This is a genomic window from Roseobacter sp. HKCCA2468, from assembly GCF_037805105.1.
In the GTDB taxonomy this organism is placed as follows: domain Bacteria; phylum Pseudomonadota; class Alphaproteobacteria; order Rhodobacterales; family Rhodobacteraceae; genus M30B80.
The window spans coordinates 740,986-766,625 of sequence record NZ_JBBLYN010000001.1 but is presented as its reverse complement, the minus strand read 5'-3'; the positions used below and the strand labels follow the sequence as shown (position 1 = coordinate 766,625).

Annotated in this window: 21 protein-coding genes; 9 read left to right on the top strand and 12 right to left on the bottom strand. The window is 57.9% G+C overall.

Translation table 11 applies throughout. The annotated features are described in order from the left end of the window. Nucleotides 1-4 precede the first annotated feature (4 nt). The 3 genes from eno to AAC620_RS03810 form a co-directional block, all read right to left on the bottom strand. Nucleotides 5-1,279 (bottom strand): phosphopyruvate hydratase, encoded by a 1,275-nt coding sequence (gene eno / locus AAC620_RS03820; RefSeq protein ID WP_340242873.1) that lies wholly within the window; start codon nt 1,277-1,279, stop codon nt 5-7. A 45-nt stretch (nt 1,280-1,324) separates the two neighbouring features. Further along, nucleotides 1,325-2,233, bottom strand: coding sequence for a DMT family transporter (locus AAC620_RS03815; RefSeq protein WP_340242872.1), 909 nt, complete (start codon nt 2,231-2,233; stop codon nt 1,325-1,327). 84 nt (nt 2,234-2,317) lie between these two features. Continuing rightward, nucleotides 2,318-2,695: a Fur family transcriptional regulator gene (locus AAC620_RS03810; RefSeq protein WP_445322427.1), complete on the bottom strand. Its 378-nt coding sequence runs from the start codon at nt 2,693-2,695 to the stop codon at nt 2,318-2,320. Nucleotides 2,696-2,844: 149 nt separating this feature from the next. Here AAC620_RS03810 and AAC620_RS03805 point away from each other — a divergent pair, with 149 nt between their 5' ends. Beyond that, on the top strand, nt 2,845-3,741 hold the full coding sequence (locus tag AAC620_RS03805; protein WP_340242870.1) for a DMT family transporter: 897 nt from the start codon (nt 2,845-2,847) through the stop codon (nt 3,739-3,741). Here AAC620_RS03805 and AAC620_RS03800 read toward each other — a convergent pair. Then, nucleotides 3,738-5,195, bottom strand: coding sequence for a protein adenylyltransferase SelO (locus AAC620_RS03800; protein ID WP_340242869.1), 1,458 nt, complete (start codon nt 5,193-5,195; stop codon nt 3,738-3,740). The genes AAC620_RS03805 and AAC620_RS03800 overlap by 4 nt on opposite strands. Then, nucleotides 5,192-6,130: a nucleoside hydrolase gene (locus AAC620_RS03795; RefSeq protein ID WP_340242868.1), complete on the bottom strand. Its 939-nt coding sequence runs from the start codon at nt 6,128-6,130 to the stop codon at nt 5,192-5,194. Before AAC620_RS03795 ends, AAC620_RS03800 begins: the two co-directional genes overlap by 4 nt. 166 nt (nt 6,131-6,296) lie before the next feature. On the opposite strand from AAC620_RS03795, the gene AAC620_RS03790 reads away from it, so the two are divergent. From AAC620_RS03790 to AAC620_RS03775, 4 genes are all read left to right on the top strand, one after another. Continuing rightward, nucleotides 6,297-7,013 carry an RlmE family RNA methyltransferase gene (locus AAC620_RS03790; RefSeq protein WP_340242867.1) on the top strand — a complete coding sequence of 239 codons (717 nt, stop codon included), beginning with the start codon at nt 6,297-6,299 and terminating at the stop codon, nt 7,011-7,013. A gap of 87 nt (nt 7,014-7,100) precedes the next feature. Beyond that, complete coding sequence (gene guaB / locus AAC620_RS03785) at nt 7,101-8,555, top strand: IMP dehydrogenase (protein ID WP_317655777.1); 1,455 nt, start codon at nt 7,101-7,103, stop codon at nt 8,553-8,555. Nucleotides 8,556-8,564: 9 nt separating this feature from the next. Beyond that, complete coding sequence (locus AAC620_RS03780) at nt 8,565-9,734, top strand: RsmB/NOP family class I SAM-dependent RNA methyltransferase (protein WP_340242866.1); 1,170 nt, start codon at nt 8,565-8,567, stop codon at nt 9,732-9,734. Between the two features lie 169 nt (nt 9,735-9,903). Next, complete coding sequence (locus tag AAC620_RS03775; protein WP_340242865.1) at nt 9,904-12,237, top strand: hybrid sensor histidine kinase/response regulator; 2,334 nt, start codon at nt 9,904-9,906, stop codon at nt 12,235-12,237. Between the two features lie 89 nt (nt 12,238-12,326). Here AAC620_RS03775 and AAC620_RS03770 read toward each other — a convergent pair whose 3' ends face one another. Further along, entirely contained in the window at nt 12,327-12,860 is a 534-nt protein-coding gene (locus AAC620_RS03770; protein ID WP_340242864.1) for a gamma-glutamyl kinase, read from the bottom strand. A 131-nt stretch (nt 12,861-12,991) separates the two neighbouring features. Between AAC620_RS03770 and recA the strand changes: the two genes are divergently transcribed. The 3 genes from recA (at nt 12,992) to AAC620_RS03755 (ending at nt 17,200) form a co-directional block, all read left to right on the top strand. Then, complete coding sequence (gene recA / locus AAC620_RS03765) at nt 12,992-14,062, top strand: recombinase RecA (RefSeq protein WP_317654423.1); 1,071 nt, start codon at nt 12,992-12,994, stop codon at nt 14,060-14,062. A 179-nt stretch (nt 14,063-14,241) separates the two neighbouring features. Further along, nucleotides 14,242-16,908: an alanine--tRNA ligase gene (gene alaS / locus AAC620_RS03760; RefSeq protein ID WP_340242863.1), complete on the top strand. Its 2,667-nt coding sequence runs from the start codon at nt 14,242-14,244 to the stop codon at nt 16,906-16,908. A 1-nt stretch (nt 16,909) separates the two neighbouring features. Beyond that, complete coding sequence (locus AAC620_RS03755; protein WP_340242862.1) at nt 16,910-17,200, top strand: DUF1330 domain-containing protein; 291 nt, start codon at nt 16,910-16,912, stop codon at nt 17,198-17,200. Between the two features lie 78 nt (nt 17,201-17,278). On the opposite strand, the gene gltA is transcribed toward AAC620_RS03755, so the two are convergent. Beyond that, nucleotides 17,279-18,571, bottom strand: a complete 1,293-nt coding sequence (gene gltA / locus AAC620_RS03750) for a citrate synthase (protein WP_317654426.1) — start codon at nt 18,569-18,571, stop codon at nt 17,279-17,281. A gap of 104 nt (nt 18,572-18,675) precedes the next feature. After that, entirely contained in the window at nt 18,676-20,082 is a 1,407-nt protein-coding gene (gltX, locus tag AAC620_RS03745) for a glutamate--tRNA ligase (RefSeq protein ID WP_340242861.1), read from the bottom strand. 114 nt (nt 20,083-20,196) lie between these two features. On the opposite strand from gltX, the gene AAC620_RS03740 reads away from it, so the two are divergent. After that, a complete protein-coding gene (locus AAC620_RS03740) occupies nt 20,197-22,317 on the top strand; it encodes a ComEC/Rec2 family competence protein (RefSeq protein ID WP_340242860.1) in 2,121 nt (706 codons plus the stop codon). Nucleotides 22,318-22,326: 9 nt separating this feature from the next. Here AAC620_RS03740 and lexA read toward each other — a convergent pair whose 3' ends face one another. From lexA to trpC, 4 genes are all read right to left on the bottom strand, one after another. Beyond that, nucleotides 22,327-23,034, bottom strand: coding sequence for a transcriptional repressor LexA (lexA, locus tag AAC620_RS03735; protein ID WP_317654430.1), 708 nt, complete (start codon nt 23,032-23,034; stop codon nt 22,327-22,329). Nucleotides 23,035-23,140: 106 nt separating this feature from the next. Then, on the bottom strand, nt 23,141-24,328 hold the full coding sequence (locus tag AAC620_RS03730; protein ID WP_340242859.1) for a molybdopterin molybdotransferase MoeA: 1,188 nt from the start codon (nt 24,326-24,328) through the stop codon (nt 23,141-23,143). Further along, nucleotides 24,325-24,807, bottom strand: a complete 483-nt coding sequence (gene moaC, locus AAC620_RS03725) for a cyclic pyranopterin monophosphate synthase MoaC (RefSeq protein ID WP_317654433.1) — start codon at nt 24,805-24,807, stop codon at nt 24,325-24,327. The genes AAC620_RS03730 and moaC overlap by 4 nt, the downstream gene beginning before the upstream one ends. A 7-nt stretch (nt 24,808-24,814) precedes the next feature. Continuing rightward, the gene (gene trpC / locus AAC620_RS03720; RefSeq protein ID WP_340242858.1) at nt 24,815-25,627 is read right to left on the bottom strand and encodes an indole-3-glycerol phosphate synthase TrpC; all 813 of its coding nucleotides are present in this window, start codon (nt 25,625-25,627) and stop codon (nt 24,815-24,817) included. Nucleotides 25,628-25,640 lie beyond the last annotated feature (13 nt).

The window sequence follows — 25,640 nt, the reverse complement described above, 5'->3', positions numbered from 1 at the left end:
TGCCTTAGCGCAGGATGGATGTGCCCGCATAGCGCGCGACATCGCCCAATTCTTCCTCGATGCGGATCAATTGATTGTATTTTGCCAAACGATCTGACCGCGCGAGGCTGCCTGTTTTGATCTGCCCACAATTGGTGGCCACGGCTAGATCGGCAATCGTGGCATCCTCGGTCTCGCCCGAGCGGTGGCTCATCACGCAGGCCATGCGGTTGCGATGCGCCAGTTCGACCGCGTCCAAGGTTTCGGTCAATGTGCCGATCTGGTTCACTTTCACCAGCAACGCATTGGCGCAGCCTTTTTCGATACCTTCGGCCAAACGGGCAGGGTTGGTGACAAAGAGATCATCGCCCACCAATTGCACCTTGTCGCCAATCGCATCGGTCAATTCTTTCCAACCTGCCCAATCATCTTCGGACATGCCATCCTCGATGGACAAGATCGGGTAATCAGCGCAAAGCGCCTTGAGATAGGCCACATTTTCCGAAGGGGTCAGGCTGAGGCCTTCGCCTGTCAGCTCGTATTTGCCGCCTTTGAAATATTCGGTCGCCGCGCAATCAAGCGCCAACATCACATCAGAGCCAGGCTTGAAGCCTGCTTTTTCAATCGACTGCATGATGAAATCAAGCGCCGCGCGGCTTGACGAAAGCGCAGGGGCAAAGCCGCCCTCATCGCCAACACCCGTTGCCAGACCTGCGGCGGAAAGCTCCTTCTTCAGGGTGTGGAAAATTTCCGACCCCCACCGCACAGCCTCAGACAATGTTGGGGCCGCAACAGGCATGACCATAAATTCTTGAATATCGATCGGGTTATCAGCGTGCTCACCGCCATTGATGATGTTCATCATCGGCACAGGCAACACGCGCACCTGAGTGCCGCCGATATAGCGATAAAGCGGCTGGCCTGTGGCCTCGGCGGCGGCTTTGGCAACGGCCATCGAGACGCCCAAAATTGCGTTCGCGCCCAGACGGCCCTTATTCTCGGTGCCGTCCATTTCGATCATCACCGCGTCAATCGCGGCCTGTTCAGTGGCGTCAAACCCAACCAACGTGTCGGCCAATTCGCCATTGACGCCCGCGACCGCCTTTTGAACACCTTTGCCCATATAGCGCGCTTTATCGCCATCGCGCATCTCAACCGCCTCATAGGCGCCTGTGGATGCACCCGAAGGCACAGCCGCGCGGCCCAAGGTGCCATCTTCGAGGATTACATCCACCTCAACAGTGGGGTTGCCACGGCTGTCGAGAATTTCGCGGGCGTGAATATCAATGATGGTGGTCATGGCTTGGCCTGTCTGTGAAGAAAGAAAAAAGATTTGCGCGATGCTTTAGCGCGATGTGGGATCAGAAGAAAGGGTCGATTGCGCCTGTTGTGCCGCACGCGCAAGCCGCGCTTCGCGGATCAACGTGTAAAGCCCCGCCGCGATCACGATGGCCGACCCTGTCAGCATATAGGCATCGGGCCGCTCGCCAAAAACAATCGCGCCCAAGATCAGGGCGAATAAGAGCCGCGAGTAGCGAAACGGTGTAATGACCGAGATATCCCCCATACGCATGGAGAGGGTCAGCGCGTAATAGCCCATCACCCCTGCAAGCAGGGCGGCAGCAAGGCGGATCACCTCGGGGCTTTGCGGGGCAAAGGCCCCGCCTGAAAAGGCCCAGAGTAACAGCCCTGCGGGCACGACCGCAAAAAAACCGTAACACGACAGCTGCATTGAGCTGTATTTCGCGGGCATCACACGGGTTGCCAAATCGCGTGCCGTCAGGCCCGTGACCCCCAAAAGGGCTAAAACCGCGCCGATATCAAATTCGGCTGTGCCGGGGCGGATGATGATAAGAACCCCGATAAAGCCGATGATGATCGCACTCCACCGCCGCCACCCAACAGGCGCGCCTAAAAACAGAGCCGCGCCCATCGTCACCATCAAGGGCATGGCCTGCACAATGGCCGCGACAAGGGACATGGGCGACAGCGCGAGGGCAGAGACAAAGGCCATCGTGCCAAACATCTCGCCCAAATTGCGGGTCAGCATCAGCGGGTCAAGCAAGTCACGGGTGATCAATTTGGTGCCTTGCGCCCACGCGATCCCGCCAAAGATCAGCGCGCCCCCTAAGCCCAAAAGGATCAAAATTTGCCCGACAGGCATGGTCACGCTGAGGGTTTTGACCAGCGCATCCTCAATCGCAAAGCCAAACATCGCTGCCGTCATCAAGGCGATGCCGCGTATATTTTCCATTCTGGGGGTCGCTTCCGTGCAAAATAGCCTTGCGCGTGGCTTAGCCTGTGCCGTGGCGCGATGCTAGCCCTGTGGTGGGTCTGACTATTTTTTCTTGGGCGCTGTAATAGGAACGCCGTAAAGCTCAAGCTTATGCCCTTGAAGCCGATAGCCCAACTTAGCTGCGATTTTTTCTTGCAGGGCTTCGATCTCGGGGTCGATGAATTCGATGACATCGCCTGTTGTCACATCGATGAGATGATCGTGATGTTCGCGCTCTGCATCCTCATAGCGTGCGCGGCCATCGCCGAATTCCACCTTCTCTAGGATGCCTGCTTCTTCGAATAATTTAACGGTGCGATAGACTGTGGCCAAGGAAATCCGTGGATCAACGGCGGAGGCCCGAGAATAGAGTTCTTCGACATCGGGGTGATCGGCAGATGCGTCTAGAACCTGCGCAATGACGCGGCGCTGTTCCGTCATGCGCAGCCCTTGCGCATTGCATCTCATTTCGATCGTCTCAGTCACCAATTTGGCCCTTTTTCTACCTGTGTCTTTTCTTCTGTAAGGGATTTGACATCGCCCGAAAAGACCGCTTGGGTCATGGCATATCAAAACACATAGGCAGGGTGATGGAGCATCAATCACAGCGCAAAGCGCAGATGGATCAATTCGGCACTGTGGGTATGATCCTTTTTGCGGTTCTTCTGGCTTTTAATCAGGTCGTGGTCAGGGTCACGAATGAGGGGATTCAGCCCGTGTTTTTTGCAGGCATCCGATCTGTGGGGGCCGCATTTTTGCTGCTGGTGTGGATGCGATTTCGCGGGATCCCGCTTGATTTCGCCCGTGCGCCCCTCTCGGGCCTTTGGGTGGCGCTACTCTTTGCGGGACAGTTTATGTTTCTGTTCCTTGCTCTTGATTACACCACGGTCGCGCGCGCCTCGGTTTTGTTTTACACCATGCCGATTTGGCTGACACTGGCCGCGCATTTTCTGATCCATGACGAGCGGATTACAGCCCAAAAAGGCATCGGGTTGGCGCTTGCGTTTGGCGGGGTGCTGTGCGCTTTGGCATGGCCGCATAATGGGCGGGCAAGCGGCGCAGGCGGGGTTTTGGGCGATATTTATGCGATTGCAGGGGCAATGTGTTGGGCTGCGATTGCGGTGTCGGCACGGATCACGCCGTTGCGCACGCTGCGGATTGAAATGCAGTTATTCTGGCAGCTTCTCGTTTCTGGCCCGATATTAATCGCGGCGGCGCTGTTTTTTGGCCCGTTTTTGCGTGACCCTGAGCTGATCCATTGGGCGGGGCTGGGCTTTCAGATTGTGGTGATTGCCTTTGCCGCCTTTCTGGTCTGGTTTTGGTTTATCTCGATTTACCCTGCCTCCTCCATTGCGTCCTTTAGCTTTTTATCGCCGATTTTTGGGGTTGCGATGGGGTGGCTCTTTTTGGGCGAGGCGGTTGGGCTTGAGCTTTTGCTTGCGCTTGCTTTGGTTTGTGCGGGGCTGATCTTGATCAATCGCCGCTAGGTGCCGCAGAAGGTCTGTGTCACCCGTTCTGCGGCTGTTGGCGCGGCCTCATAGGCGGAAAGGCTGGGATCGGGCGTGTAGGGCGCAGCCAAGGCATGGCTTAGGGCCTGAAATTTCGAGAGATCACCCGATAGCGCGGCTGCGATCATTGCCTCAACCTGATGATTGCGCGGGATGCGCACAGGGTTGGCCTGACCCATTTTTGCGCGCGTCTCTGGGGTGGTTTCGGCCTCCCACATCATGCCCCAGTCGCGCAGGGCTTGATCCCCTGTTGCGCCCAGTTCAGCCTCAAAACCCGACAGGCCCCCATCGGTCAGTGCCCGAAAGGCGCGGGTGAAATCCCCGCCCAGCCGTGCGATATGCTCGAGAAACTGAAGCCCCATTGTGCCTGCCTGCGGATGATCAGGGCCAAGCCCCAGTTTGCGCCCCAAAACCGCATGCCATTCCGCGTCAAAGCGATCCGCAAATCCCTGCACGATCTGGGTGAAACGGTCTATTGCATCCTCACGCGGGCCATCGCAGATGGGCAAAAGCGAGGTGGCGAATTGGGCGATGTTCCAGACCGCGATATTGGGCTGATTGGCATAAGCATAGCGCCCAAACTGGTCGATGGATGAAAACACCTGTTCAGGATCATAACGATCCATGAAGGCGGCAGGGCCATAGTCAATGGTTTCGCCCGATATTGTCATATTGTCGGTGTTCATCACGCCATGAATGAACCCCACCCCCATCCATTGCGCAATCAGGCGCGCTTGCGCATCGCGCATCCCGATCAAAAGATCATCAAGGCTTTGGGCCTGCGGATAGTGGCGCGCGATTGCGTGATCCGCCAAAGCGCGCAGGGCCTCGCGATCATCCTGCGCTGCAAAATACTGGAATGTGCCCACGCGGATATGGCTTTGGGCAACGCGGGTGAGAACCGCGCCGGGGCGGATATCTTCGCGCAAAATATCCTCGCCCGTGGTGACAGCGGCCAAAGCGCGGGTGGTGGGTATCCCAAAGGCCGCCATCGCCTCGCTCAAGACATATTCGCGCAAGACGGGCCCAAGCCATGCGCGCCCATCCCCCATGCGCGAGAAGGGTGTGGGCCCTGCGCCTTTGAGTTGGATGTCAAAGCGCCCCTGATCCGTTACCACCTCGCCCAAGAGGATTGCACGCCCATCCCCCAATTGCGGCACCCATCCGCCGAATTGATGCCCCGCATAGGCCTGTGCAATCGGGTCTGCCCCTGCAAGCATCTTGTTGCCTGCGAAAATCTGGGCCAGTTCAGCATCATTCATAGCGCGGAGCGTGTCAGCCAGCCCCAAGCGGTCTGCAAGCGCGCGGTTTAGCGCCAAAAGCTGTGGATCTGGAGCAAGGGTCGGGGCAACCCGCGCAAAAAAGCGATCGGGCAAGCGGGCATAGCTGTTGTCAAAGCCAACATGAGCATGGGGTTTGTCTTGGCCCGTCATGGCAGTCTTGCGACCCTGTCATGCAGCAGCGCATAAAATCCATCCGCATCCATATTTCGGATAAACAGCGCATTGGCCTTGCGATCTGTAACACCCCAATAATCCGCAACTGTCATGCCGAGCGTCAGCGCGGATTGGGTTTCAATCTCGACATTGATGGTGCGGCCAGAAAAAAGGTCAGGTTCTAGCAGATAGGCAATTACGCAAGGATCATGCAAAGGCGCCCCAGCAGCGCCGTATTTTTCTTTGTCGAAGCGTTCAAAAAACCCTGTCCATGCGGCAACCATCGCGCCTGCGTGATTTCCCATTGCCTCAAAGCCCGCAACGCGGGGCGCGGTCGTCAGGGCCTGATGCGTGACATCAAGCGGCATCATCGTGATCGGCGCGCCTGATTGAAACACAATCTCGGCGGCCTCTGGGTCTACGTAAATGTTAAATTCTGCGGCAGGGGTGATGTTTCCGACCTCAAAATAAGCGCCGCCCATCAGCACGATCTCTTGCACCAGTGGGATCACATCGGGGGCCTTTTGAAAGGCCCGTGCGATATTGGTCAGGGGGCCAAGCGGGCAAAGCGTCACTTGGTTGGGATGGGCGCGCAGGCTGCGAATGATGAAATCCACCCCATGTTCAGGATCAAGCGGCAGATGGGGTTCGGGCAAAGGCGTGCCATCTAGACCTGTTTGCCCATGCACATGCTCGGCGGTCACAAGCGGGCGGGCAAGCGGGGCAGCCTCGCCCGCGAAGACGGGCACATCAGTGCGCCCAGACAGACCCGTTACAATGCGGGCATTACGCTCGGTCAAGGGCAGTGGGACATTGCCCGCAACGGCCACCACGCCCAACACGTCAAGCGCCTCAGGGCAGGCCAAAGCCAACAGAATGGCCACGGCATCATCTTGGCCTGGATCCGTATCAATGATGATTTTGCGTGCCATGTGGTGTTGATCCTTGCGCTGCGTCATTGCGGCTAAATTGGCGTGGCTTGGCAGGCTTGTCCATGACCTGTGCGGTAGGTTTTGGAAATTCGCGCAAAAGGCGCAATCCCTTGCGCTAATGCGGTCTGCGCAGTAAGCGAGGGAAAGAAGCGAGTTGGAACCTGAGATGACCAAAACCCCCACAGGAAAAAGCGGCAGCGGGCGCGGCGCGCGGGATTTGCGTGTGAAGGTCAAAACCGCGCGCGGGCGGAAACTCAGCTCAACCCGTTGGTTGGAGCGGCAGTTAAACGACCCCTATGTGCAGCGCGCCAAGCGCGAAGGCTATCGCGGCCGCGCGGCGTTTAAGATCATGGAATTGGATGATAAGTTCCGCTTTCTCGTGCCAGGCGCGCGGGTGGTCGATTTGGGCTGTGCGCCGGGGGGATGGTGTCAGGTGGCCGTGCCCCGCATCAACGCCTTGGGTGAGAAATCAGGCAAGGCCATTGGCCGTATCATCGGTGTTGATCTGCAAGAGGTCGAAGCCATCGCAGGCGCAGAGCTGCATCAATTGGACTTCATGGAAGATGATGCAGATGAAAAGGTCAAAGGCTGGCTTGGTGGCAAGGCCGATGTCGTGATGAGCGATATGGCCGCAGCCTCGTCAGGGCATAAGCAAACCGACCATTTGCGCATCATCGCCTTGTGCGAGGCCGCAGCCTATTTTGCCTTTGATGTCTTGGAAGAGGGCGGCACATTTGTGGCCAAAGTGTTGGCAGGGGGCGCTGAGGGTGATCTGCAAAAGATCCTCAAACAGCGCTTTTCCAAGGTGGCAAATGTGAAACCAGGCGCGAGCCGCGCGGATAGTTCCGAGAAATTTGTGGTCGCCTCAGGATTTCGCGGCTGAGATTTTTTCCCAATTGGGGCTTTCCCTCAGGGCTTATGCATGAGATAGGGCAGTGCCAATTGAAACTCCCGCAAGGAGAGATGCGTGATGGAGATTCGTGAGGCCCTTACCTTTGATGATGTTTTGCTGCTGCCTGCCGCGTCTAGCGTGCTGCCCTCGACCGCAGATACGCGCACGCGGGTGACAAAATCGATTGCGCTGAACATCCCGCTTTTGTCTTCCGCTATGGATACAGTGACCGAGGCGCGCATGGCGATTGCAATGGCGCAGGCGGGCGGTATGGGGGTAATCCACCGCAATCTTACGCTTGAGGAACAAGCCCGCGAGGTGCGGCGCGTCAAACGGTTTGAAAGCGGCATTGTCTATTCCCCCGTCACATTGACCCCAGATCAGACCTTGGCCGATGCCAAGGCCCTGATTGAGCGGTATAATTTCACGGGCTTTCCTGTTGTGGATGAAAAGGGCCTCGTGGTGGGGATCGTCACCAACCGCGATATGCGCTTTGCGACATCTGACGAGACGCCTGTGCGCGCGATGATGACATCTGATAATTTGGCGATGCTGCGCGAACCTGCAGATTTGGAAGAAGCCAAAAGCCTGATGAAGGCACGGCGGATCGAGAAGCTGTTGGTTGTCGATAAATCGGGCAAGCTAACGGGTCTTTTGACCCTGAAAGATACTGAGAAAGCAGTGCTGAACCCCAATGCCTGCAAAGATGATTTGGGCCGTTTGCGCGTGGCCGCCGCCACAACCGTGGGTGATGCGGGCTTTGAGCGTTCGGAGGCGTTGATTGACGCGGGCTGTGATCTGATCGTGATCGACACTGCGCACGGGCATTCCGAGGGCGTGGCCCATGCGGTTGAGCGGGTTAAGAAACTGTCCAATGCTGTGCAGGTCGTGGCGGGCAATGTCGCCACAGGCGATGCCACTCGCGCCTTGATTGATGCGGGCGCAGATGCGGTCAAAGTGGGCATTGGCCCCGGATCCATTTGCACCACGCGGATTGTGGCGGGCGTTGGTGTGCCGCAATTAACCGCGATCATGGATTGTGCCGAAGCAGCCGCGGCCTCTGGCACGCCGATCATTGCTGATGGTGGTATTAAATTCTCGGGCGATTTTGCCAAGGCGATTGCCGCAGGCGCCTCTTGCGCGATGGTCGGCTCTGCTATTGCGGGCACAGATGAATCCCCTGGTGAGGTGATCCTCTATCAAGGTCGCTCGTTCAAATCCTATCGCGGGATGGGCAGTCTTGGCGCCATGGCGCGCGGCTCAGCGGATCGCTATTTCCAAAAAGATGCCGCCTCTGACAAATTGGTGCCCGAAGGCATCGAGGGGCAGGTGCCCTATAAAGGCAGTGCCAATGCGGTCATCCACCAGTTGGTGGGCGGTTTGCGCGCGGCGATGGGCTATACGGGCTCGGCCACTGTGGATGAGATGCGCAAAAACTGCCAATTCGTGAAAATCACCAATGCGGGCCTGCAAGAAAGCCATGTGCATGATGTGCAAATCACCCGCGAGAGCCCCAATTACCGCGTGGGCTGAGGCGCGCGCGTGACGCCTGCCGCGCGATATCAGGCCGCGATTGAAGTCTTGGACGCCATTCTTGCGGGCCAAACCCCTGAACCCGCCTTGCGGGCATGGGGCAGGTCTGCCCGCTTTGCAGGGTCAAAAGACCGCGCGGCCATTAGCGATCATGTCTACGATGTGCTGCGCAATCGCGGCCGCGTGGCGGCCCTTGCGGGATGCACCGTCACGCAGGCCACGGGGCGCGCGCTGATTTTGGGGCTTTTGCGCCTGCAAAATGTGGCGGTTGAGGATGTCTTTGGGCAGATGCCATACGGCCCTAGCGCGCTTTCGGCGGATGAGGCGAAGGAACACCCAACCCCCGATATTTTGAGCGATACGCCCGATTGGCTGTTGGCGCTGCTCAAGGCGGAATTTGGGCCAGACTTGGAAGGCTTGCTTGCCGCCATGTCCACGCGGGCGCCTGTCTATCTGCGGGTGAACACGCGCAAGACCACGCCTGAGCATGTGATTTCTGACTTGGCCCAAGCGGGCGTGCACGCGATAGCCGACCCACGCCTTGCCACCGCGCTTGAGGTGCAGACGGGCGCGCGCAAAATTACCGCCACAGCCGCCTATCAGGCAGGTTTGATCGAGGTGCAAGATCTGTCTGTGCAGATGGCAATGGCCGAGATCCCAGTGCCCCAAACAGGGCGCATTTTGGATTATTGCGCAGGCGCAGGGGGGAAATCTTTGGCCATTGCCGCGCGCAGTGATGCGGATCTGACATTACATGATAAGTTCCCCAAACGCATGGGCGATGTCGCCTTGCGCGCCGAACGGGCAGGGATGGTCTATCAAACCCGCGAAGATGCGCAATTGGATCACGAAGTCCCATTTGATGTGGTTCTCTTGGATGTGCCCTGTTCTGGCAGTGGAACATGGCGGCGTGATCCGATGGTGCGGTGGCGGATGACACCCGAAACTCTGGCGACTTTGCAGAGTGAGCAAGCGCAGATCTTGGATCGGGCGGTGACCCTTACCGCGCCGCGCGGCCTTATCATTTACATGACCTGTTCGCTGCTGTGTGCGGAAAATCAGGATGCAGTGCATGCGTTTTTGGCGCGCCACCCGCAGTTTGACCTGCTTCAGTCACGCCGATTTGATCCGCGCAATGCCTCGGACGGGTTCTTTTTTGCCGTGTTACAGGCAAAATAAGGCATCTTCGCGCGCTGCCGCGCCTTTCGTGTAAATCTTAATCAATCGTTAATTGTTTCGGCCGATGCTGCGTGAAAAAACGTGAACACGGAGGCGCGGCTTGTCAGATCAAGCCAGTATAGCGAGCGGGCAAACCAAGCCGCGGTTTGGTCAATTTTCTCCTGTTCTTTTGACAGTTCTTGTGGTGCTTGGGATTGTGACCCTTGGCTTGGGCCTGACCTATGCGGGGCGCACGACCTCTATGTCACCGCTGTGGTCGGTCGCGCTGATTTGTGGGGCGGGCGGGCTTTTGGCCGCTTTGATCCCTGCCTTATGGGCACAATCGCGCCGTGATGCAGATTTAAGGGCCTTGGCCAAGGTCTATCACGGCGATGTTGATGCGGTTTTGATCACCGATAGTCGCGGGAAGTTGGAACATGCCAACCCGTCTGCGCACACTATGCTGCGCCTACAAGGATGTGATCGTATTGATCTGGCCTTGGCACAGCGTCTGCCCAATGCCGCGGCGGTTGTTGCCCGTCACCTGGCGCAATTGGATCAAGATCTCGGCGCGCAAACCCCCGCACGCGAGGTGCTGCGGCTTTCAAAGGGCGGTTTGCGACTGGCGCTGCACAACACGGGCGATTTCGTCATCTGGCGCATTGAATTCATGGAGGCGCGTGGCGAGGTTTCGGGCTTTGGTGCAGGGTTGGGCCTGCCCGCGCTTCTTCTATCCGCCGAAGATGAGGTTTTGGCCATTAATGATGCCGCAATCGCGCGGCTTATGGCGCGCGATGGGAAAAAGATCGAAAGATTGGAGGATATTGTCGATGACTTGCCCTTGAAATCGGGCCAGACCCATCGGGTTCATTCCCCGCGCGGGGTGGTGGACATGCGTGCGGCGCTTGCAGCACGGGTTGATGGGATGCGAGAATTGTTCTTGCTTGGCCCCGATCACCTGCCACGCAATTCTACGGGCCTATCTGAGGTGTTTGATGCTTTGCCTGCGGCCCTATTGCATGTTGCGGGCTATGGTCAGGTTCTGGTCGCCAACCGCGCGGCACAACGGCTTTTGGCGATTGAGGCGGGGGGGGATCTCGGCCCCCTGGGCAATCTGGTCGAAGGCTTAGGCCGCCCCGTGCGCGACTGGGTGGCTGATGTTCTCGCTGAGCGCGTGCCAAACCGCCCCGAGATGGTGCGGGTGCGCAATCGTGATGATGATTGCTTTGTGCAAATCACCCTAGGGCGTGTTGTTGCTGAAAATGCGCCTGCGGGGTTGGGGGGGGATACACTCTTGGCGGTTTTGCATGATGCGACCGAATTAAAGCAACTCGAGGCCCAATTCGTGCAGAGCCAGAAGATGCAGGCTATTGGCGAATTGGCAGGTGGCGTTGCGCATGATTTCAACAATGTTCTAACCGCAATTAGCGGTCACACGGATCTTTTGTTGCTGCGTCATGATCAAGGTGATCCTGACTTTTCGGATATCGAGCAAATCCGACAAAACACCAATCGCGCCACCGCCCTTGTGGGGCAGCTTTTGGCCTTTTCGCGCAAGCAAAGCTTGGCCCCAGAAGTGGTTGATTTACGCGATTGCCTGTCTGATCTGGGCCATCTTCTAAATCGATTGGTGGGCGAGACTGTCAGGCTGCGCATCGCGCATGACCCTGCGCTTATGCCCATTCGGGCGGATCGGCGCCAATTTGAGCAGGTGGTGATGAATTTGGTGGTAAACGCCCGTGATGCCATGCCCGAAGGGGGCGAAATCACGGTCGAGACGAAAATGGTGACGCTTGATGCCCCCTTGGCGCGCGACCGCGCGCTTGTGCCAGAAGGGCGCTATGTGACCTTGCAAGTGCGCGATCAAGGCACAGGCATTGCCCCTGACAAGCGGGACAAGATTTTTGAGCCGTTTTACACAACCAAAGGCGTGGGGAAGGGCACAGGCCTTGGGTTGTCGATGGTCTATGGCATTATCAAACAGACGGGCGGGTATATTTTTGTCGATAGCGAGTTGGGGCAAGGGGCGACATTTACGATTTACTGCCCTGCCTATGATCCTGCGGCCGCCCCGCCCGTAGACACGCCAAATGCGGCCACCCCGCAGGCGCCTGTGCCCGCAAAGCAATCCAAGGGACGGGGCGAGAAAATCCTGTTGGTTGAGGATGAGCCGCCCGTGCGCGCCTTCGCCGCCCGCGCGCTGCGTCTGCGCGGCTATGAGGTGGAAGAGGCTGAGAGCGCGGAAGCAGCCCTTGAAAAGCTGCGCGCCCCAAATTGCGAGGTTGATTTATTCATCAGCGATGTGGTGATGCCGGGGCGTGATGGCCCCTCTTGGGTGCGCGAGGCGTTGGAAACACGCCCGCAAACCCCTGTTGTGTTCATGTCGGGCTATGCGGAGGATGTGTATCAAAAAACCTTGGGCGAGATCCCCAATTCTGCCTTTTTGCAAAAACCCTTTGCGCTGGCCGATCTCTTGGCCAAGGTAGAGCATCAATTACAAACGCGCGCAGAGCGCCTCCCATAGTGCGAATTCCTCGGGTCGCTCTGCCCTGAGGCGCGCCTCAAGCCCCTTGGGCAATTCCAACGGCAGGCTTGGCGAGACATTGCGCCGCTCTAGCTGCAGCGCCCCCCCAATCTTTGTTCCAAAAACGCGACTGCCTGATCCATTTTGTCATATCGAAACAAGTGATCGACCCCGATCTGCGCCGTGTCCGTGCCCAAAAAACGCGCCTGCGCGCCGATTTGTGCAAAGGCAGGGGGGGTATCCAGTAACCACGCCTCAACAAATTCGGCGAAACTTACATCAGCGGTGGAATTTGGTTTTCCCTTGATCTGATCGCGCCGCCTGTAGCGATACCAACTTCCAAGCCAGTCAATGGGTTCGCGCATGATGGCCATGGTTTCATGCGGCTGCTTGCCGCGCGCCTCAAAAAACGGGGCAAGCTGCGCCTGATAGCGCGACACGGAGACATGTTTCATCCCCGGCGGGTCAAGAATCGCCGCACTCGCATAGGGCAGGGCTGCGGCCTCTAATGCGGTTGTGCCTGTTTTTGGCACACTGAAAAGCACCAGTTTCTGTTTAAAAAACAAGAGCATATTAATATTATCGCCAAGGGCGATCCCCGTAACCACCTCTTTACCATTCACCGTAAAACATGGGCCTTGCAAGATTTTACTTGAAATGTTCTCTTTTTGTTTGCATTTATATCTGAGAACAAGAGGTGAACACGGGCAAGCATTGCCGCCTTGGCAGCAGTGTGAAATAAGGAGCCAAACCAATGGCAATGGCGGATATTCTGGACATGACGGATCGCAACGCGGCGGAAAAGCAAAAGGCACTCGACAGCGCCTTGGCACAGATCGAGCGCCAATTTGGCAAGGGCTCGATCATGCGCCTTGGGGGCGAGAACGCCATCCAAGAAATTGAGGCGACATCGACAGGCTCGCTCGGGCTCGATATCGCCCTTGGGATTGGGGGTCTGCCAAAGGGGCGGATCATCGAAATCTATGGCCCTGAAAGCTCGGGGAAGACCACGCTGACGCTTCACGCGGTCGCGGAGGAGCAAAAGAAGGGCGGGGTTTGCGCCTTTGTCGATGCCGAACACGCGCTTGACCCACAATATGCCAAAAAATTGGGCGTGAACTTGGATGATCTCCTGATTTCTCAGCCCGATACAGGGGAACAGGCGCTTGAAATCACCGATACATTGGTGCGCTCTGGCGCGGTCAGCCTCGTGGTGGTGGATTCCGTTGCAGCTTTGACCCCGAAATCCGAACTTGAGGGCGATATGGGCGACAGCTCGGTCGGGGTGCATGCGCGCCTCATGTCTCAGGCGATGCGCAAACTGACAGGTTCTATCGCGCGCTCAAACTGTATGGTGATTTTCATCAACCAGATTCGCATGAAGATCGGTGTGATGTTTGGCAGCCCAGAAACCACCACAGGTGGCAATGCGCTGAAATTCTATTCATCCGTGCGCTTGGATATCCGCCGCATCGGTGCGATCAAAGATCGTGACGAGGTTGTCGGCAACCAAACCCGTGTGAAAGTGGTCAAAAACAAGGTGGCCCCTCCGTTCAAACAGGTGGAATTCGACATCATGTATGGCGAGGGCATCTCGAAAACGGGCGAATTGCTTGATTTAGGTGTTAAGGCAGGCGTGGTTGAGAAATCAGGCGCTTGGTTTTCTTACGGGGACGAGCGGATTGGACAGGGCCGCGAAAACGCCAAGCAATTCCTGAAAGACAATCCAAGCATGGCTTTGGAGATCGAAGACAAAATCCGCGCCGCCCATGGGTTGGAATTCGGCATGGATGACAGTGATGACAGCGCGATGGTAGAGGATTAATTCCGCACTCCTTGCGTCAGCACAGTTTCGCGCGTAGCCCCAATCGGGCTGCGCGCGTCTTGTATTTTAGGCCCTTGAAATTTCCATCCCCGTCCCAAGTTTTTGTCCTGTGGACAGTGCTTTGACAAACTTGTATCCCACGCAGAACCGATGGATTTAGTCAGAAAGACCGCGTGCTCATGGCCAGTTTGAACGATATTCGCTCAACCTTTCTCAAATATTTTGAACGCAACGGCCATGCCATTGTTGAAAGCTCGCCGCTTGTGCCGCGCAATGACCCGACTTTGATGTTCACCAATTCGGGCATGGTGCAGTTCAAAAACGTCTTCACAGGGCTTGAGCATCGCGACCCGCCGCGCGCCACCACGGCGCAAAAATGCGTGCGCGCAGGCGGCAAGCATAATGACCTTGATAATGTCGGCTACACGGCGCGCCATCACACGTTTTTTGAAATGCTTGGGAATTTCTCCTTTGGTGATTACTTTAAAAAAGAGGCCATTCCCTTTGCATGGGAATTGATCACTAAGGATTTTGATATCGACCCGAAACGTCTTTTGACCACGGTCTACCATACCGATGATGAGGCGTTTGAGATTTGGAAAAAAGTGGGCGTGCCTGAGGATCGGATCATCCGCATCGCCACATCCGACAATTTCTGGCAGATGGGGCCAACAGGCCCTTGCGGCCCTTGCACCGAGATTTTCTATGATCATGGCGACCATATCTGGGGCGGCCCTCCTGGATCGGCCGAAGAAGATGGCGATCGTTTCATCGAGATTTGGAACGTGGTCTTTATGCAAAATGAGCAATTCGCGGATGGCTCGATGGTGCCTCTTAAGATGCAGAGCATCGATACAGGCATGGGTCTTGAGCGAATTGGCGCGCTTTTGCAGGGCAAGCACGACAATTATGACACCGATCTGATGCGCGCCTTGATTGAGGCTTCCGCGCACGCAACATCCGTTGATCCAGACGGGCCAAAGAATGTGCATCACCGTGTGATTGCAGATCACTTGCGCTCGACCTCATTCTTGATTGCGGATGGGGTTATGCCCTCAAACGAGGGGCGGGGGTATGTGTTGCGCCGCATCATGCGCCGCGCGATGCGCCACGCCCATCTTTTGGGCGCGCAAGACCCGTTGATGTATCGCCTCGTGCCTGCTTTGGTCAGCCAGATGGGGCAGGCCTATCCCGAGCTTGGCCGCGCGCAGGCGCTGATCACCGAGACGCTTAAGCTTGAGGAAGAACGCTTCCGCACCACCCTTGATCGTGGGCTTAAACTGTTGGATGAGGCCCTTGTTGATCTGCCCGAAGGGGCCGCTTTGGCAGGTGAGACGGCGTTCAAACTTTATGACACATACGGCTTTCCGCTGGATTTGACCCAAGACGCTCTGCGCGAAAAGGGCCGCAAGGTCGACACAGACGGGTTTGACCAAGCGATGGAGGCCCAAAAGGCCAAGGCGCGCGCCGCATGGTCGGGGTCGGGCGAAGCGGCAGATGCCGCAATTTGGTATGATCTGGCCGATCAACATGGCCCGACCGAATTTTTGGGCTATGACACGGAACAGGCCGAAGGTCAGATTTTGGCCCTTGTTTCTGACGGGGCCGAAGTGACTGCCGCGGCAAAAGGCGGCGCTGTCACGCTGATCACGAACCAAACCCCGTTCTACGGCGAAAGCGGTGGTCAGGTTGGCGATACTGGTCTGGTCAAGACCGATACGGGCCGCGCTGAAATATCAGACACGAAAAAGGTTGCGGGCCTGTTCTTGCATATCGCCAAGGTGACAGAAGGCGAGATTAAGACGGGGCAGGCCGCGGAATTGGTTGTGGATCACAACCGCCGCAGCGCCATTCGCGCGAACCATTCGGCCACGCATTTGTTGCACGAGGCCCTGCGCCGCGCGCTCGGCGATCATGTGGCGCAGCGTGGCTCATTGAACGCGGCGGATCGCTTGCGCTTTGACTTCTCGCACGCCAAGGCGCTCAGCACCGAGGAATTGGCGCGGGTCGATGCCGAGGTGAATGAATTCATCCGCCAAAACGCGGCTGTTGAGACACGGATCATGACCCCTGATGCGGCGCGTGATTTGGGGGCGCAGGCGCTCTTTGGTGAGAAATACGGCGATGAGGTGCGCGTGGTCTCCATGGGTAAGCTTGCAGGGTCGGGCAAGGGCAGCGATGGCGCGACCTATAGTCTTGAACTGTGCGGCGGCACCCATGTGCGCCAGACGGGCGACATTGGGCTTTATGTGACCCTTGCGGAAACCGCCTCTTCCTCGGGTGTGCGGCGCATTGAGGCGCTGACGGGGCAAGCGGCCTTTGATTATTTGGCGCAACAAGATCGCATCCTCAGCCAGCTTGGCGGGATGCTCAAGGCGCAAGGGACTGATGTTTTGGCCCGTGTCCAGTCCTTGATGGAGGAGCGCCGCGCGCTTCAGAATGAACGCGACCAATTGCGCCAACAGCTTGCGCTTGCGGGTGGTGGTGCGGGGGCCAAAGAGGTCGCTGCCGAAGATATCGGCGGCATCGCCTTTTTTGGGCAGGTGGTTGCAGGTGTTACTGGCAAAGATCTGCCCAGCCTGATTGATGCGCATAAGGCCAAAATCGGCTCTGGCGCGGTTCTTTTGATTGCCGAAGGCGATGGCAAGGCCGCAGTGGCTGCAGGGGTCAGCGATGATCTGACCGCGCGGCTTAGCGCCGTTGACCTGGTCAAGGCAGCCGTTGAGGCGCTTGGCGGCAAGGGCGGCGGTGGCCGCGCAGATTTGGCGCAAGGGGGGGCGAAGGATGCCACCCAAGCCGATGCGGCGCTTGCAGCCGTGCGGGATGTGATTAAGGGAGTATCATAACATGGCAGGGGCATATTGGGTAGCGCATGTCACCGTTACAAATCCAGCGGAATATGCGCGCTATGCCGAATTGGCAGGCCCCGCGATTGCGGCCTTTGGTGGCAAATTCTTGGCGCGCGGTGGTGAGGTGATCATCAAAGAAGGGCAGGGTCATGCGCGCAATGTGGTGATCTGGTTCCCCAGTTTGGCAGATGCCAATGCCTGCTATGACAGCCCCGCCTATCAAGAGGCGATGGCATTTGCCAAGGACAGCTCAATACGCGAATTGGTCTTGATTGAAGGCGTGGAATAATCCACCGCTGCCTTGCACGACACGAAAAAAAGCCGCCCCCTAGAGGGCGGCTTTTCTTTTTTCGTCTACAGTCCTGCCTTAGCGCTTGGCGATATCGACATAATCGCGCTTGGTTGGGCCCGTATAAAGCTGACGCGGACGGCCAATTTTTGCCGCAGGATCGTTCAGCATTTCTTTCCACTGTGCAATCCAACCCACTGTGCGGCTGACCGCAAAAATTGGGGTGAACATTGAGGTTGGGAACCCCATCGCATCCAAAATGATGCCCGAATAGAAATCCACGTTTGGATAGAGTTTCTTATCCGCGAAATAGCTGTCCTCAAGCGCGATTTTCTCAAGTTCTTTCGCAACTTGCAGGGTTGGGTTGTTTTCAACACCCAACAAATCCAGCACCTCATCGGCGCTTTCCTTCATCACCTTCGCGCGCGGGTCAAAGTTTTTATAGACGCGGTGACCAAAGCCCATCAGGCGGAACGGGTCGTTTTTGTCTTTCGCGCGGGCGATATATTCGGGAATGCGATCCACAGTGCCAATTTCGCGCAGCATTTCAAGGCAGGCTTGGTTCGCACCGCCATGTGCAGGCCCCCAAAGGCAGGCAATACCCGCCGCGATACAGGCAAACGGGTTCGCCCCAGACGAGCCCGCCAAGCGCACTGTTGAGGTGGAGGCGTTTTGTTCGTGATCTGCGTGCAGCGTGAAAATGCGATCCATCGCGCGGCTTAGCACAGGATCAGGCACATATTCCTCGGCGGGCACGGCAAAGCACATCCGCAAGAAATTCGTCGCATAATCGAGGTCATTGCGTGGATACACAAAGGGCTGACCGATGGAATATTTATAGGCCATCGCAGCAATGGTTGGCATTTTCGCGATCATACGGATCGAGGCCACTTCGCGCTGCCAAGGATCCGCAATATCGGTGCTGTCGTGATAGAAGGCCGACATTGCCCCCACGACACCCACCATTGTCGCCATTGGATGCGCGTCACGGCGGAAGCCACGGAAGAAATTATGCATCTGTTCGTGGATCATGGTGTGACGGGTCACGCGGGTCTCAAAATCTTCCAATTCGGCCGCGGTCGGCAATTCGCCATAAAGCAAGAGGTAGCAAACCTCGAGATAATGCGAATCTTTCGCCAGTTGGTCGATCGGATAGCCGCGGTGCAAAAGTTCGCCCTTGTCGCCATCAATAAAGGTGATCTGGCTTTCGCAAGACGAGGTGGAGGTAAAGCCTGGGTCATGGGTGAACACGCCCGCTTGGCCATATAGTTTGGTGATGTCGATGACATCAGGCCCTGCTGTGGGGCTGTAGACGGGTAGATCGAAGTCGCGATCATTGATGCTGAGTTTGGCCGTTTTCGTGTCAGTCATGACGTTCCCTCTCGCTTTGCCGCGCAAAACACAGGGTTTGCACGGGGGGTGTTGACGTATCTGGCCGTAGCATGCGCTTGGGGCCTCATTGGTGCGGGTCTGGTTTAATCCGCACCAACCGTTGCATCCGTAAGTCGGGCAATGGATTCGTCCCGACCCAGCACGAGCATCATATCAAAGACACTCGGTGAAACTGTTTGTCCCGACAAGGCCGCACGAAGCGGTGCTGCCAATTTGCCAAGCTTGGTCTTATGCGCCTCGGCGACTGCGCCGATCAGCGTTTCAAGACCCTCACGCGTCCACGTAGCATTCTGCAACTGCGCAGTCAATGATTTCAGTATACCACGGGATACATTATCCAGCGCCCCTAAGGCCTTTTCGTCAGGTTTTATTGGTCTTTCGTTTAAAACAAATGCGGCCTTCATCAAAAGCTCTGGCAGGGATTTGGCGCGATCCTTTGTGCAATAGAGCGCGGATTTGAGGCCATCTTTCTGCGATTGCGAAAGGGCGGGCTGATTGGCCGCTGCGAGATATGTTTCAATATCCCCCAAAAGCGCGGCATCTTCCATCTGTGCGATATGCCATTGGCAGACATTTTCGAGCTTTTTGAAGTCAAGCCGCGCAGGCGATTTGCCAATGCCGCCCAGATCAAACCATTCGATCGCTTGGGCATCGGTGAACAATTCATCATCACCATGGCTCCATCCCAGACGGGCGAGATAATTGCGCATCGCGGCAGGCGGGTATCCCATCGCGGCATATTCCTCGACCCCCAAAGCCCCGTGGCGCTTGGACAGTTTTTTGCCGTCTGGCCCGTGGATCAGCGGGATATGCGCCCAAATCGGTAAATCCCATCCCATTGCGCGATAAATCTGGCTTTGCCGTGCGGCATTGTTGAGATGGTCATCGCCGCGGATCACATGGGTCACACCCATGTCATGGTCATCGACCACCACCGCCAACATATAGGTCGGGGTTCCGTCCGAGCGCAGCAAAACCATATCATCCAATTGCGCATTGCCGATGGTGACACGCCCCTGAACCTGATCTTCGATGATGGTTTCACCATCACGCGGCGCGCGCAGACGGATCACAAAGGGCGCGTCAGGGTGGGTGTCAGGGGCCGCATCCCGCCACGGGCTTTGATAAAGGGTGGATTTGCCTTCGGCCCGCGCCGCCTCGCGAAAGGCTTCGATCTCGTCTTGGGTGGCAAAGCATTTATAGGCCGTGCCATTTTCCAGCATCGCGCGCGCCACTTCGGCATGGCGATCTGCGCGCTCAAACTGGCTGATGGGTTCCCCATCCCAGTCGAGGCCCAGCCAAGCCAAGCCCTTTAAAATAGCCTCTGTCGCCTCTGGGGTCGAGCGGGCGCGATCCGTATCTTCGATCCGAAGCAGGAATTTCCCACCCCGCCCGCGCGCGTAAAGCCAGTTGAACAAGGCCGTGCGCGCGCCGCCAATATGCAAATACCCCGTGGGCGAGGGGGCGAAACGTGTGACAGGCTGGCTCATCGGCTTTCCTTTCGCGGGTTTGGGCGGTGGCCCTTAACCCTTCTCTTACAAACTTACGGCTAGGTTTGGCCCTGTGTTTAGGCACTCCGCAACAGGGAAACAAGGGCGCAGAACGTGCCGATTGCAGCACCACATCCACCGATCCACATCTGGACGCGCCGCCTTGGGTTTCGCGCTTTTGTTTCTAACCTCCGCGCGCAAGCCCAAGATCGATTTTTATGGGTGCCTGTCTTTTTGGCCGCAGGCATTGCAGCGTATTTTGCGCTGCCTGTGGAACCTGACACGGGCACGCGCATCGCCGTTTTTGCAGCAGGGCTGTGCTGCGCAGCCCTTGGTGTTTGGACGCGTGGCGGGATTGCGCTGATCTCTATCGGGCTTTCACTTTTCTTAATGGGGCTGTCCCTTGGGGCATGGCGCGCGCATCACATGCAGGCCCCTATCTTGGGATGGCCATATTACGGCGTGATTGAGGGGCGGGTGGTGATGCTGGATCGCTCGGCCTCAGAGGCGCCGAGCCTGACTTTAGACCGCGTCACCATGGCCCCCATCAGCCCCCCCAGAACGCCAGACAGGCTGCGCTTGTCTTTGCATGGGCAATCGGTGCAAGTGCCGCAAATTGGCGATATCATTCGGATTGAGGCGCGCGCCTTGCCGCCATCCCCTGCATCAGAACCAAACGGGTTCGATTTCCAGCGCCATGCCTATTTTCTGGGGCTTGGTGCCGTTGGCTACAGCCGCAAAGATTTCGAAGTGATTGACCATGATCCATCGGGCCTGTGGTTGACCCGCGCGCGGCTTGATCTTTCGCGCGCCATTCAAGCACGCATGCAGGCGGGGGCAGGGGGATTTGCCGCCGCGATTTCAACAGGGGATCGCGCGGGCCTGATCGCCACAGATGTCGAGGCGATGCGCGACACCAATATCGCCCATCTCCTTGCAATATCTGGGCTGCATATGGGGCTTTTGACGGGGTTTGTTTTTACCGCCTTGCGGGTGATCTTGGCCCTTTTCCCGCGCGTGGCGCTCTACTACCCGACCAAGAAATGGGCGGCTGTTGCGGCCCTTGCCGCGGGCGGGTTCTATCTGGCCCTTTCGGGCGGGTCAGTCGCGACCGAGCGCGCCTATATTCAGGTCGCGGTCATGTTCACGGCTGTTCTCTGTGATCGGCGGGCGATTTCACTGCGCTCTGTTGCGATTGCAGCCTTGATCGTGCTGATCCGCCGACCCGAGACATTATTGTCGCCAGGCTTTCAGATGTCATTTGCAGCCACGGCGGCGCTTGTGGTTGGGTTTGGGGCCTTGTCGCGCCTCTTGACGGGGCGGACGGGCCCGCGCTCTTGGGGGTGGCGGTTGGGAATGGCGGTGATTGGGGTGCTTGTCTCATCCATTCTTGCAGGGGCAGCAACGGCGCCTTTTGCGGCGATGCATTTCAACCGCCTCACCACCTATGGCTTGGTCGCGAATTTGATTGCGATGCCGATCATGGGCATTTTGGTGATGCCATTGGGGGTTGTGGCAGGACTGCTTGCGCCTTTCGGTCTTGCCAATCTGGCGCTCTATCCGATGGAGCAGGGCCTGACCCTCATCTTATCCGTGGCCCATGAGGTGGCGGCATGGCCGCGCGCGGTGCGTATGGTCGTCAGCCCCGCACCGCTTGTTATGCCCGTTTTCGCGGCGGGGTTTGTGGGCGGATTGATTTGGAACGGGCCAATGCGGGCCGCCTTTTTCTTGCCCATGGGGGTGGCCCTTTGGATTTGGGGGCAAAGCCCGCGACCTGATATTTTGATTGCCCCTTCAGCGCGTCTTGTCGGGGTGATGGATGCGGCGGACCTGCGTGTGCCAAGCCACGCGCGCGGCGAGGGGTTCGTGGTGGATCTCTGGCTTGAAAACGATGGGGATCCTGCGACCCAACCCGAGGCGGCCGCACGACCGCTTTGGCAGGCGCAGGGGGCAGGGCAGCGTGCCACCGTCAATGGGTATCGTGTTTGGCACGGACGGGGCGAGGCGGCCTTGGCTGAGGCCCGCTCGGCCTGCAGGGCGGCGGATGTTGTGATCCTTGCCGCCCGTCTAAACACATCGGATAGTCCGGGGCCTTGCCTATTTTTTGATGCGCGCGATATGGCCCGTGCGGGCGCTGTGGCCTTGCATTTGCCCCAAGGGGGTATCGGCCCAATCACCATAGAAACAAGCCGCGCATCACAGGGTGCGCGGCTTTGGTCTGGCAGGTCACGATAAGAGGGCGGGTCAGTAAACCCGCACCAAGCCAACAAGGCGACCTTGCACCTTCACCTGACCTTCGGGCAGGACGCGGGTTTCATAGGCAGGGTTGGCCGCCTCAAGCGCGATCATATTGCCCTTGCGGCGAAAGCGTTTGAGCGTGGCCTCATAGCCTTCGACCAAGGCCACAACGATGTCACCATTCTCGGCGCTGTTGCGTTCTTCGATGATGACCATATCGCCATCATTGATGCCCGCCTCAATCATAGAGTCGCCTTTCACTTCGAGCGCGTAATGCGCCCGCCCTGCCGCCAACATGGAGGCTGGCACGCTGACGTGATGCGAGATATCCGCCAAAGCCTCAATCGGGGTGCCCGCTGCGATGCGGCCCATCATTGGCAATTCGCTGACCCCGCGCGTCTCAACCGCTTGCGCGCGGGCGGGCGGGTCGACCCTGTCCCCCTCGATCACGCGGGGCGCAAAGCCTGCTTTGGCCCCAGTGCCAAATTTCTGCTCTAACGCATCGGGCAGTTTTACAATCTCCAGCGCGCGGGCCTTATGGGCCAGACGGCGGATAAAGCCCCGTTCCTCAAGGGCGGTGATCAGACGATGGATGCCCGATTTCGAGCGCAAATCCAGCTCATCTTTCATCTCGTCAAAACTGGGGGGAACACCGTCCTTTTGCATGCGGCGGTGGATGAATTCCAACAGGTCTAGCTGCTTTTTCGTCAACATCTCGAACGGGCCTCTGCTCATGCATCGCTTGGCGTGATGCGGTTATGTTCGATGAATGTTCTACCCTTGTTCGCCTATTTTGTCAACGCCCCTGCGATTTTAGGTGTTAAAGGCTGAGGTAATCAACAAGATCACCCGCCTTGCGCGGCCCGTCATTCGGGGGGCGGATCAACAAGGCACCCGCCTCGGCGAAAATGGTCAAGAGCGCGCTGTCTTGGCTTGTAAAGGGGGCAATATGTGGCAGCGCCGCCCCCTTTTGCGGCGCAAGGCTTGCGCGCATGTAATGGGCGCGGGGGCCATTGGCGGGCAGATCCGTTGACAGTTGCGCCTGTTTGGTGCGGCGCGGGGATTTGGGCAGCCCTTGGAAGGCGCGCAATTGCGGCACCATGAAAAGATGCCCGCACACCATGGCGGATACGGGGTTTCCGGGCAAACCCAAGAGGGCCGCATCCCCCATCCGCCCCGCCATCAGGGGCTTTCCAGGGCGCATCGCAATTTTGTAAAAACTGCGCTCAAGCCCCAGATCTTGGGCCACGGCGCCAACCAAATCATGATCGCCTACCGATGCGCCGCCCACAGTGACAATCAAATCTGCGCCTTTTGCCATTTCAAACGTGGCGGCAAGGCTGTCGCGCCTGTCGCGCGTAATCGGCAAAAGGCGCACGACCGCACCCTCAGCCTCGGCCATTGCGGCCAAACCATAAGTGTTTGAGGCAATGATTTGATCAGGGCGCGGGGTTTCGCCGGGACTGACCAATTCATCCCCTGTGGCAATGATTGCCACCTCAGGGCGGCGATAAACCGAAAGGCGCGGCGCATTCATGGCCGCGGCCAAGGCCAGATCCGCAGGGGTCAGGCGGCGTGGTGGGGTCATCTCTGCCCCTGCTTTGAAATCAGCGCCTGCAGGGCGAATATGGGGCGCGTCATCCACCGCATTGATCACGATATGATCCTCTGCGGCGGTGACATCCTCTTGGATCACAATATGATCGGCCCCTTGCGGCAGCGGGGCGCCCGTGAAAATTCGCACCGCCTCACCTTGGCCAATCTGGCCCTGCCATGCTTGCCCCGCGGGGGCCGCACCCACCACCCGCAGCCGCGCGCCAAGGCACAAATCCGCTTTGCGGATTGCATAGCCATCCATCGCAGAGGCCGCAAAGGGCGGCTGATCACGCATCGCCACAACAGGCCGCGCCAAAACCCGCCCCGCTGCATGGCGCAAGGGGATATCTTCAACCCCCAAGGGCTGCGCCAAGTCCAAACACTGCGCGAGGGCCTCACTTACGGAAATCATTGCGCCTCGTATTTCCCTGACTTGCCGCCATCTTTGAGCAGCACGCGCAGCCCGCCGATTTCCATCGCGCGGTCGGCGGCTTTGAGCATGTCATAGACCGTCAGCGCGGCGGTGGAGGCGGCGGTCAGCGCCTCCATCTCAACCCCCGTTTGGCCCGTGGTTTTCACAATCGCTACAATCCGCACCCCAGGCAGGGCGCTGTCTGCCTCGAGCGTCAAGGCCACTTTTGACAGGGATAAAGGATGGCACAGCGGGATCAAATCGGCGGTTTTCTTCGCCCCCATGATCCCCGCAAGCCGCGCGACCCCCAAAACATCGCCCTTTTTCGCAGTGCCACTTTCCACAAGCGCCAATGTCTCAGGGGCCATGCGCACAAAACATTCGGCCATCGCCACGCGGTCAGTTGCGTCTTTGGCAGAGATGTCCACCATATGCGCCTGTCCGTCTTTGTCGAAATGGGTCAGTTTTTGCTCGCTCATGCCGCCCTCACATTGTGCCAGTATAGGGGTCAGATAAGAGCGCGCTTGTGGCCGCGGCCACATCATCTGCGCGCATCAGGCTTTCGCCGATCAGGAAACTGCGCGCCCCATATTTTGCCATATCGGCCAAATCTGCGGGGGTGAAAAGCCCGCTTTCACAGATCAAAAGCCGATCTTCAGGGGCCATGCGCGACAGGCGGCGGGTGGTCTCAAGGCTGGTCTCAAAGGTGTTGAGATTGCGGTTATTGATCCCCAAGAGGCGTGATTTTAGGGCGCTTGCGCGCTCTAGCTCGGCCTCATCATGCACTTCGATCAGCGCATCCATTCCCCAATCGAACGCCGCCGCCTCAAGCTCGGCGGCTTGGGCATCACTGACAGATGCCATGATGATCAAAATGCAATCGGCCCCCCAAGCGCGCGCCTCGGCCACTTGATACGTGTCATAGAGGAAATCTTTGCGCAGCGCGGGCAGGGTGGTTGCGGCGCGTGCCGCCACCAGATAGTCAGGCGCACCCTGAAAACTGGGGGTGTCGGTCAGAACCGAGAGGCAGGTGGCCCCGCCCGCCTCATAGGCGCGTGCCAGGGCGGGCGGATCAAAATCAGGGCGGATCAACCCTTTGGACGGGCTCGCCTTCTTGATTTCAGCAATCAAACCATAGCCTTCGCGGCTGGCCTCTTGTAGCGCCTCGGCGAAGGGGCGGAGGGGCGGGGCATTGCGTGCCGCATCCTCAACCTCGCTAAGAGGCCTCGCTGCCTTTGCGGCTGCGATTTCCTCAAGCTTATAAGCTTTGATTTTTTCTAGGATCGTGGGGGTGCTCATGCGGCCTCCGATG

Bases quoted from the DNA above. Each gene is read 5' to 3' on its own strand.
- AAC620_RS03805 (WP_340242870.1), top strand. From the start codon at position 2,845: ATGGAGCATCAATCACAGCGCAAAGCGCAGATGGATCAATTCGGCACT.
- lexA (WP_317654430.1), bottom strand. From the start codon at position 23,034: ATGTTGACGAAAAAGCAGCTAGACCTGTTGGAATTCATCCACCGCCGC.
- eno (WP_340242873.1), bottom strand. From the start codon at position 1,279: ATGACCACCATCATTGATATTCACGCCCGCGAAATTCTCGACAGCCGT.
- AAC620_RS03755 (WP_340242862.1), top strand. From the start codon at position 16,910: ATGGCAGGGGCATATTGGGTAGCGCATGTCACCGTTACAAATCCAGCG.
- gltA (WP_317654426.1), bottom strand. From the start codon at position 18,571: ATGACTGACACGAAAACGGCCAAACTCAGCATCAATGATCGCGACTTC.
- recA (WP_317654423.1), top strand. From the start codon at position 12,992: ATGGCAATGGCGGATATTCTGGACATGACGGATCGCAACGCGGCGGAA.
- guaB (WP_317655777.1), top strand. From the start codon at position 7,101: ATGGAGATTCGTGAGGCCCTTACCTTTGATGATGTTTTGCTGCTGCCT.
- AAC620_RS03790 (WP_340242867.1), top strand. From the start codon at position 6,297: ATGACCAAAACCCCCACAGGAAAAAGCGGCAGCGGGCGCGGCGCGCGG.
- AAC620_RS03730 (WP_340242859.1), bottom strand. From the start codon at position 24,328: ATGATTTCCGTAAGTGAGGCCCTCGCGCAGTGTTTGGACTTGGCGCAG.
- AAC620_RS03810 (WP_445322427.1), bottom strand. From the start codon at position 2,695: ATGACGGAACAGCGCCGCGTCATTGCGCAGGTTCTAGACGCATCTGCC.
- gltX (WP_340242861.1), bottom strand. From the start codon at position 20,082: ATGAGCCAGCCTGTCACACGTTTCGCCCCCTCGCCCACGGGGTATTTG.
- AAC620_RS03815 (WP_340242872.1), bottom strand. From the start codon at position 2,233: ATGGAAAATATACGCGGCATCGCCTTGATGACGGCAGCGATGTTTGGC.
- alaS (WP_340242863.1), top strand. From the start codon at position 14,242: ATGGCCAGTTTGAACGATATTCGCTCAACCTTTCTCAAATATTTTGAA.
- AAC620_RS03795 (WP_340242868.1), bottom strand. From the start codon at position 6,130: ATGGCACGCAAAATCATCATTGATACGGATCCAGGCCAAGATGATGCC.
- moaC (WP_317654433.1), bottom strand. From the start codon at position 24,807: ATGAGCGAGCAAAAACTGACCCATTTCGACAAAGACGGACAGGCGCAT.
- trpC (WP_340242858.1), bottom strand. From the start codon at position 25,627: ATGAGCACCCCCACGATCCTAGAAAAAATCAAAGCTTATAAGCTTGAG.
- AAC620_RS03800 (WP_340242869.1), bottom strand. From the start codon at position 5,195: ATGACGGGCCAAGACAAACCCCATGCTCATGTTGGCTTTGACAACAGC.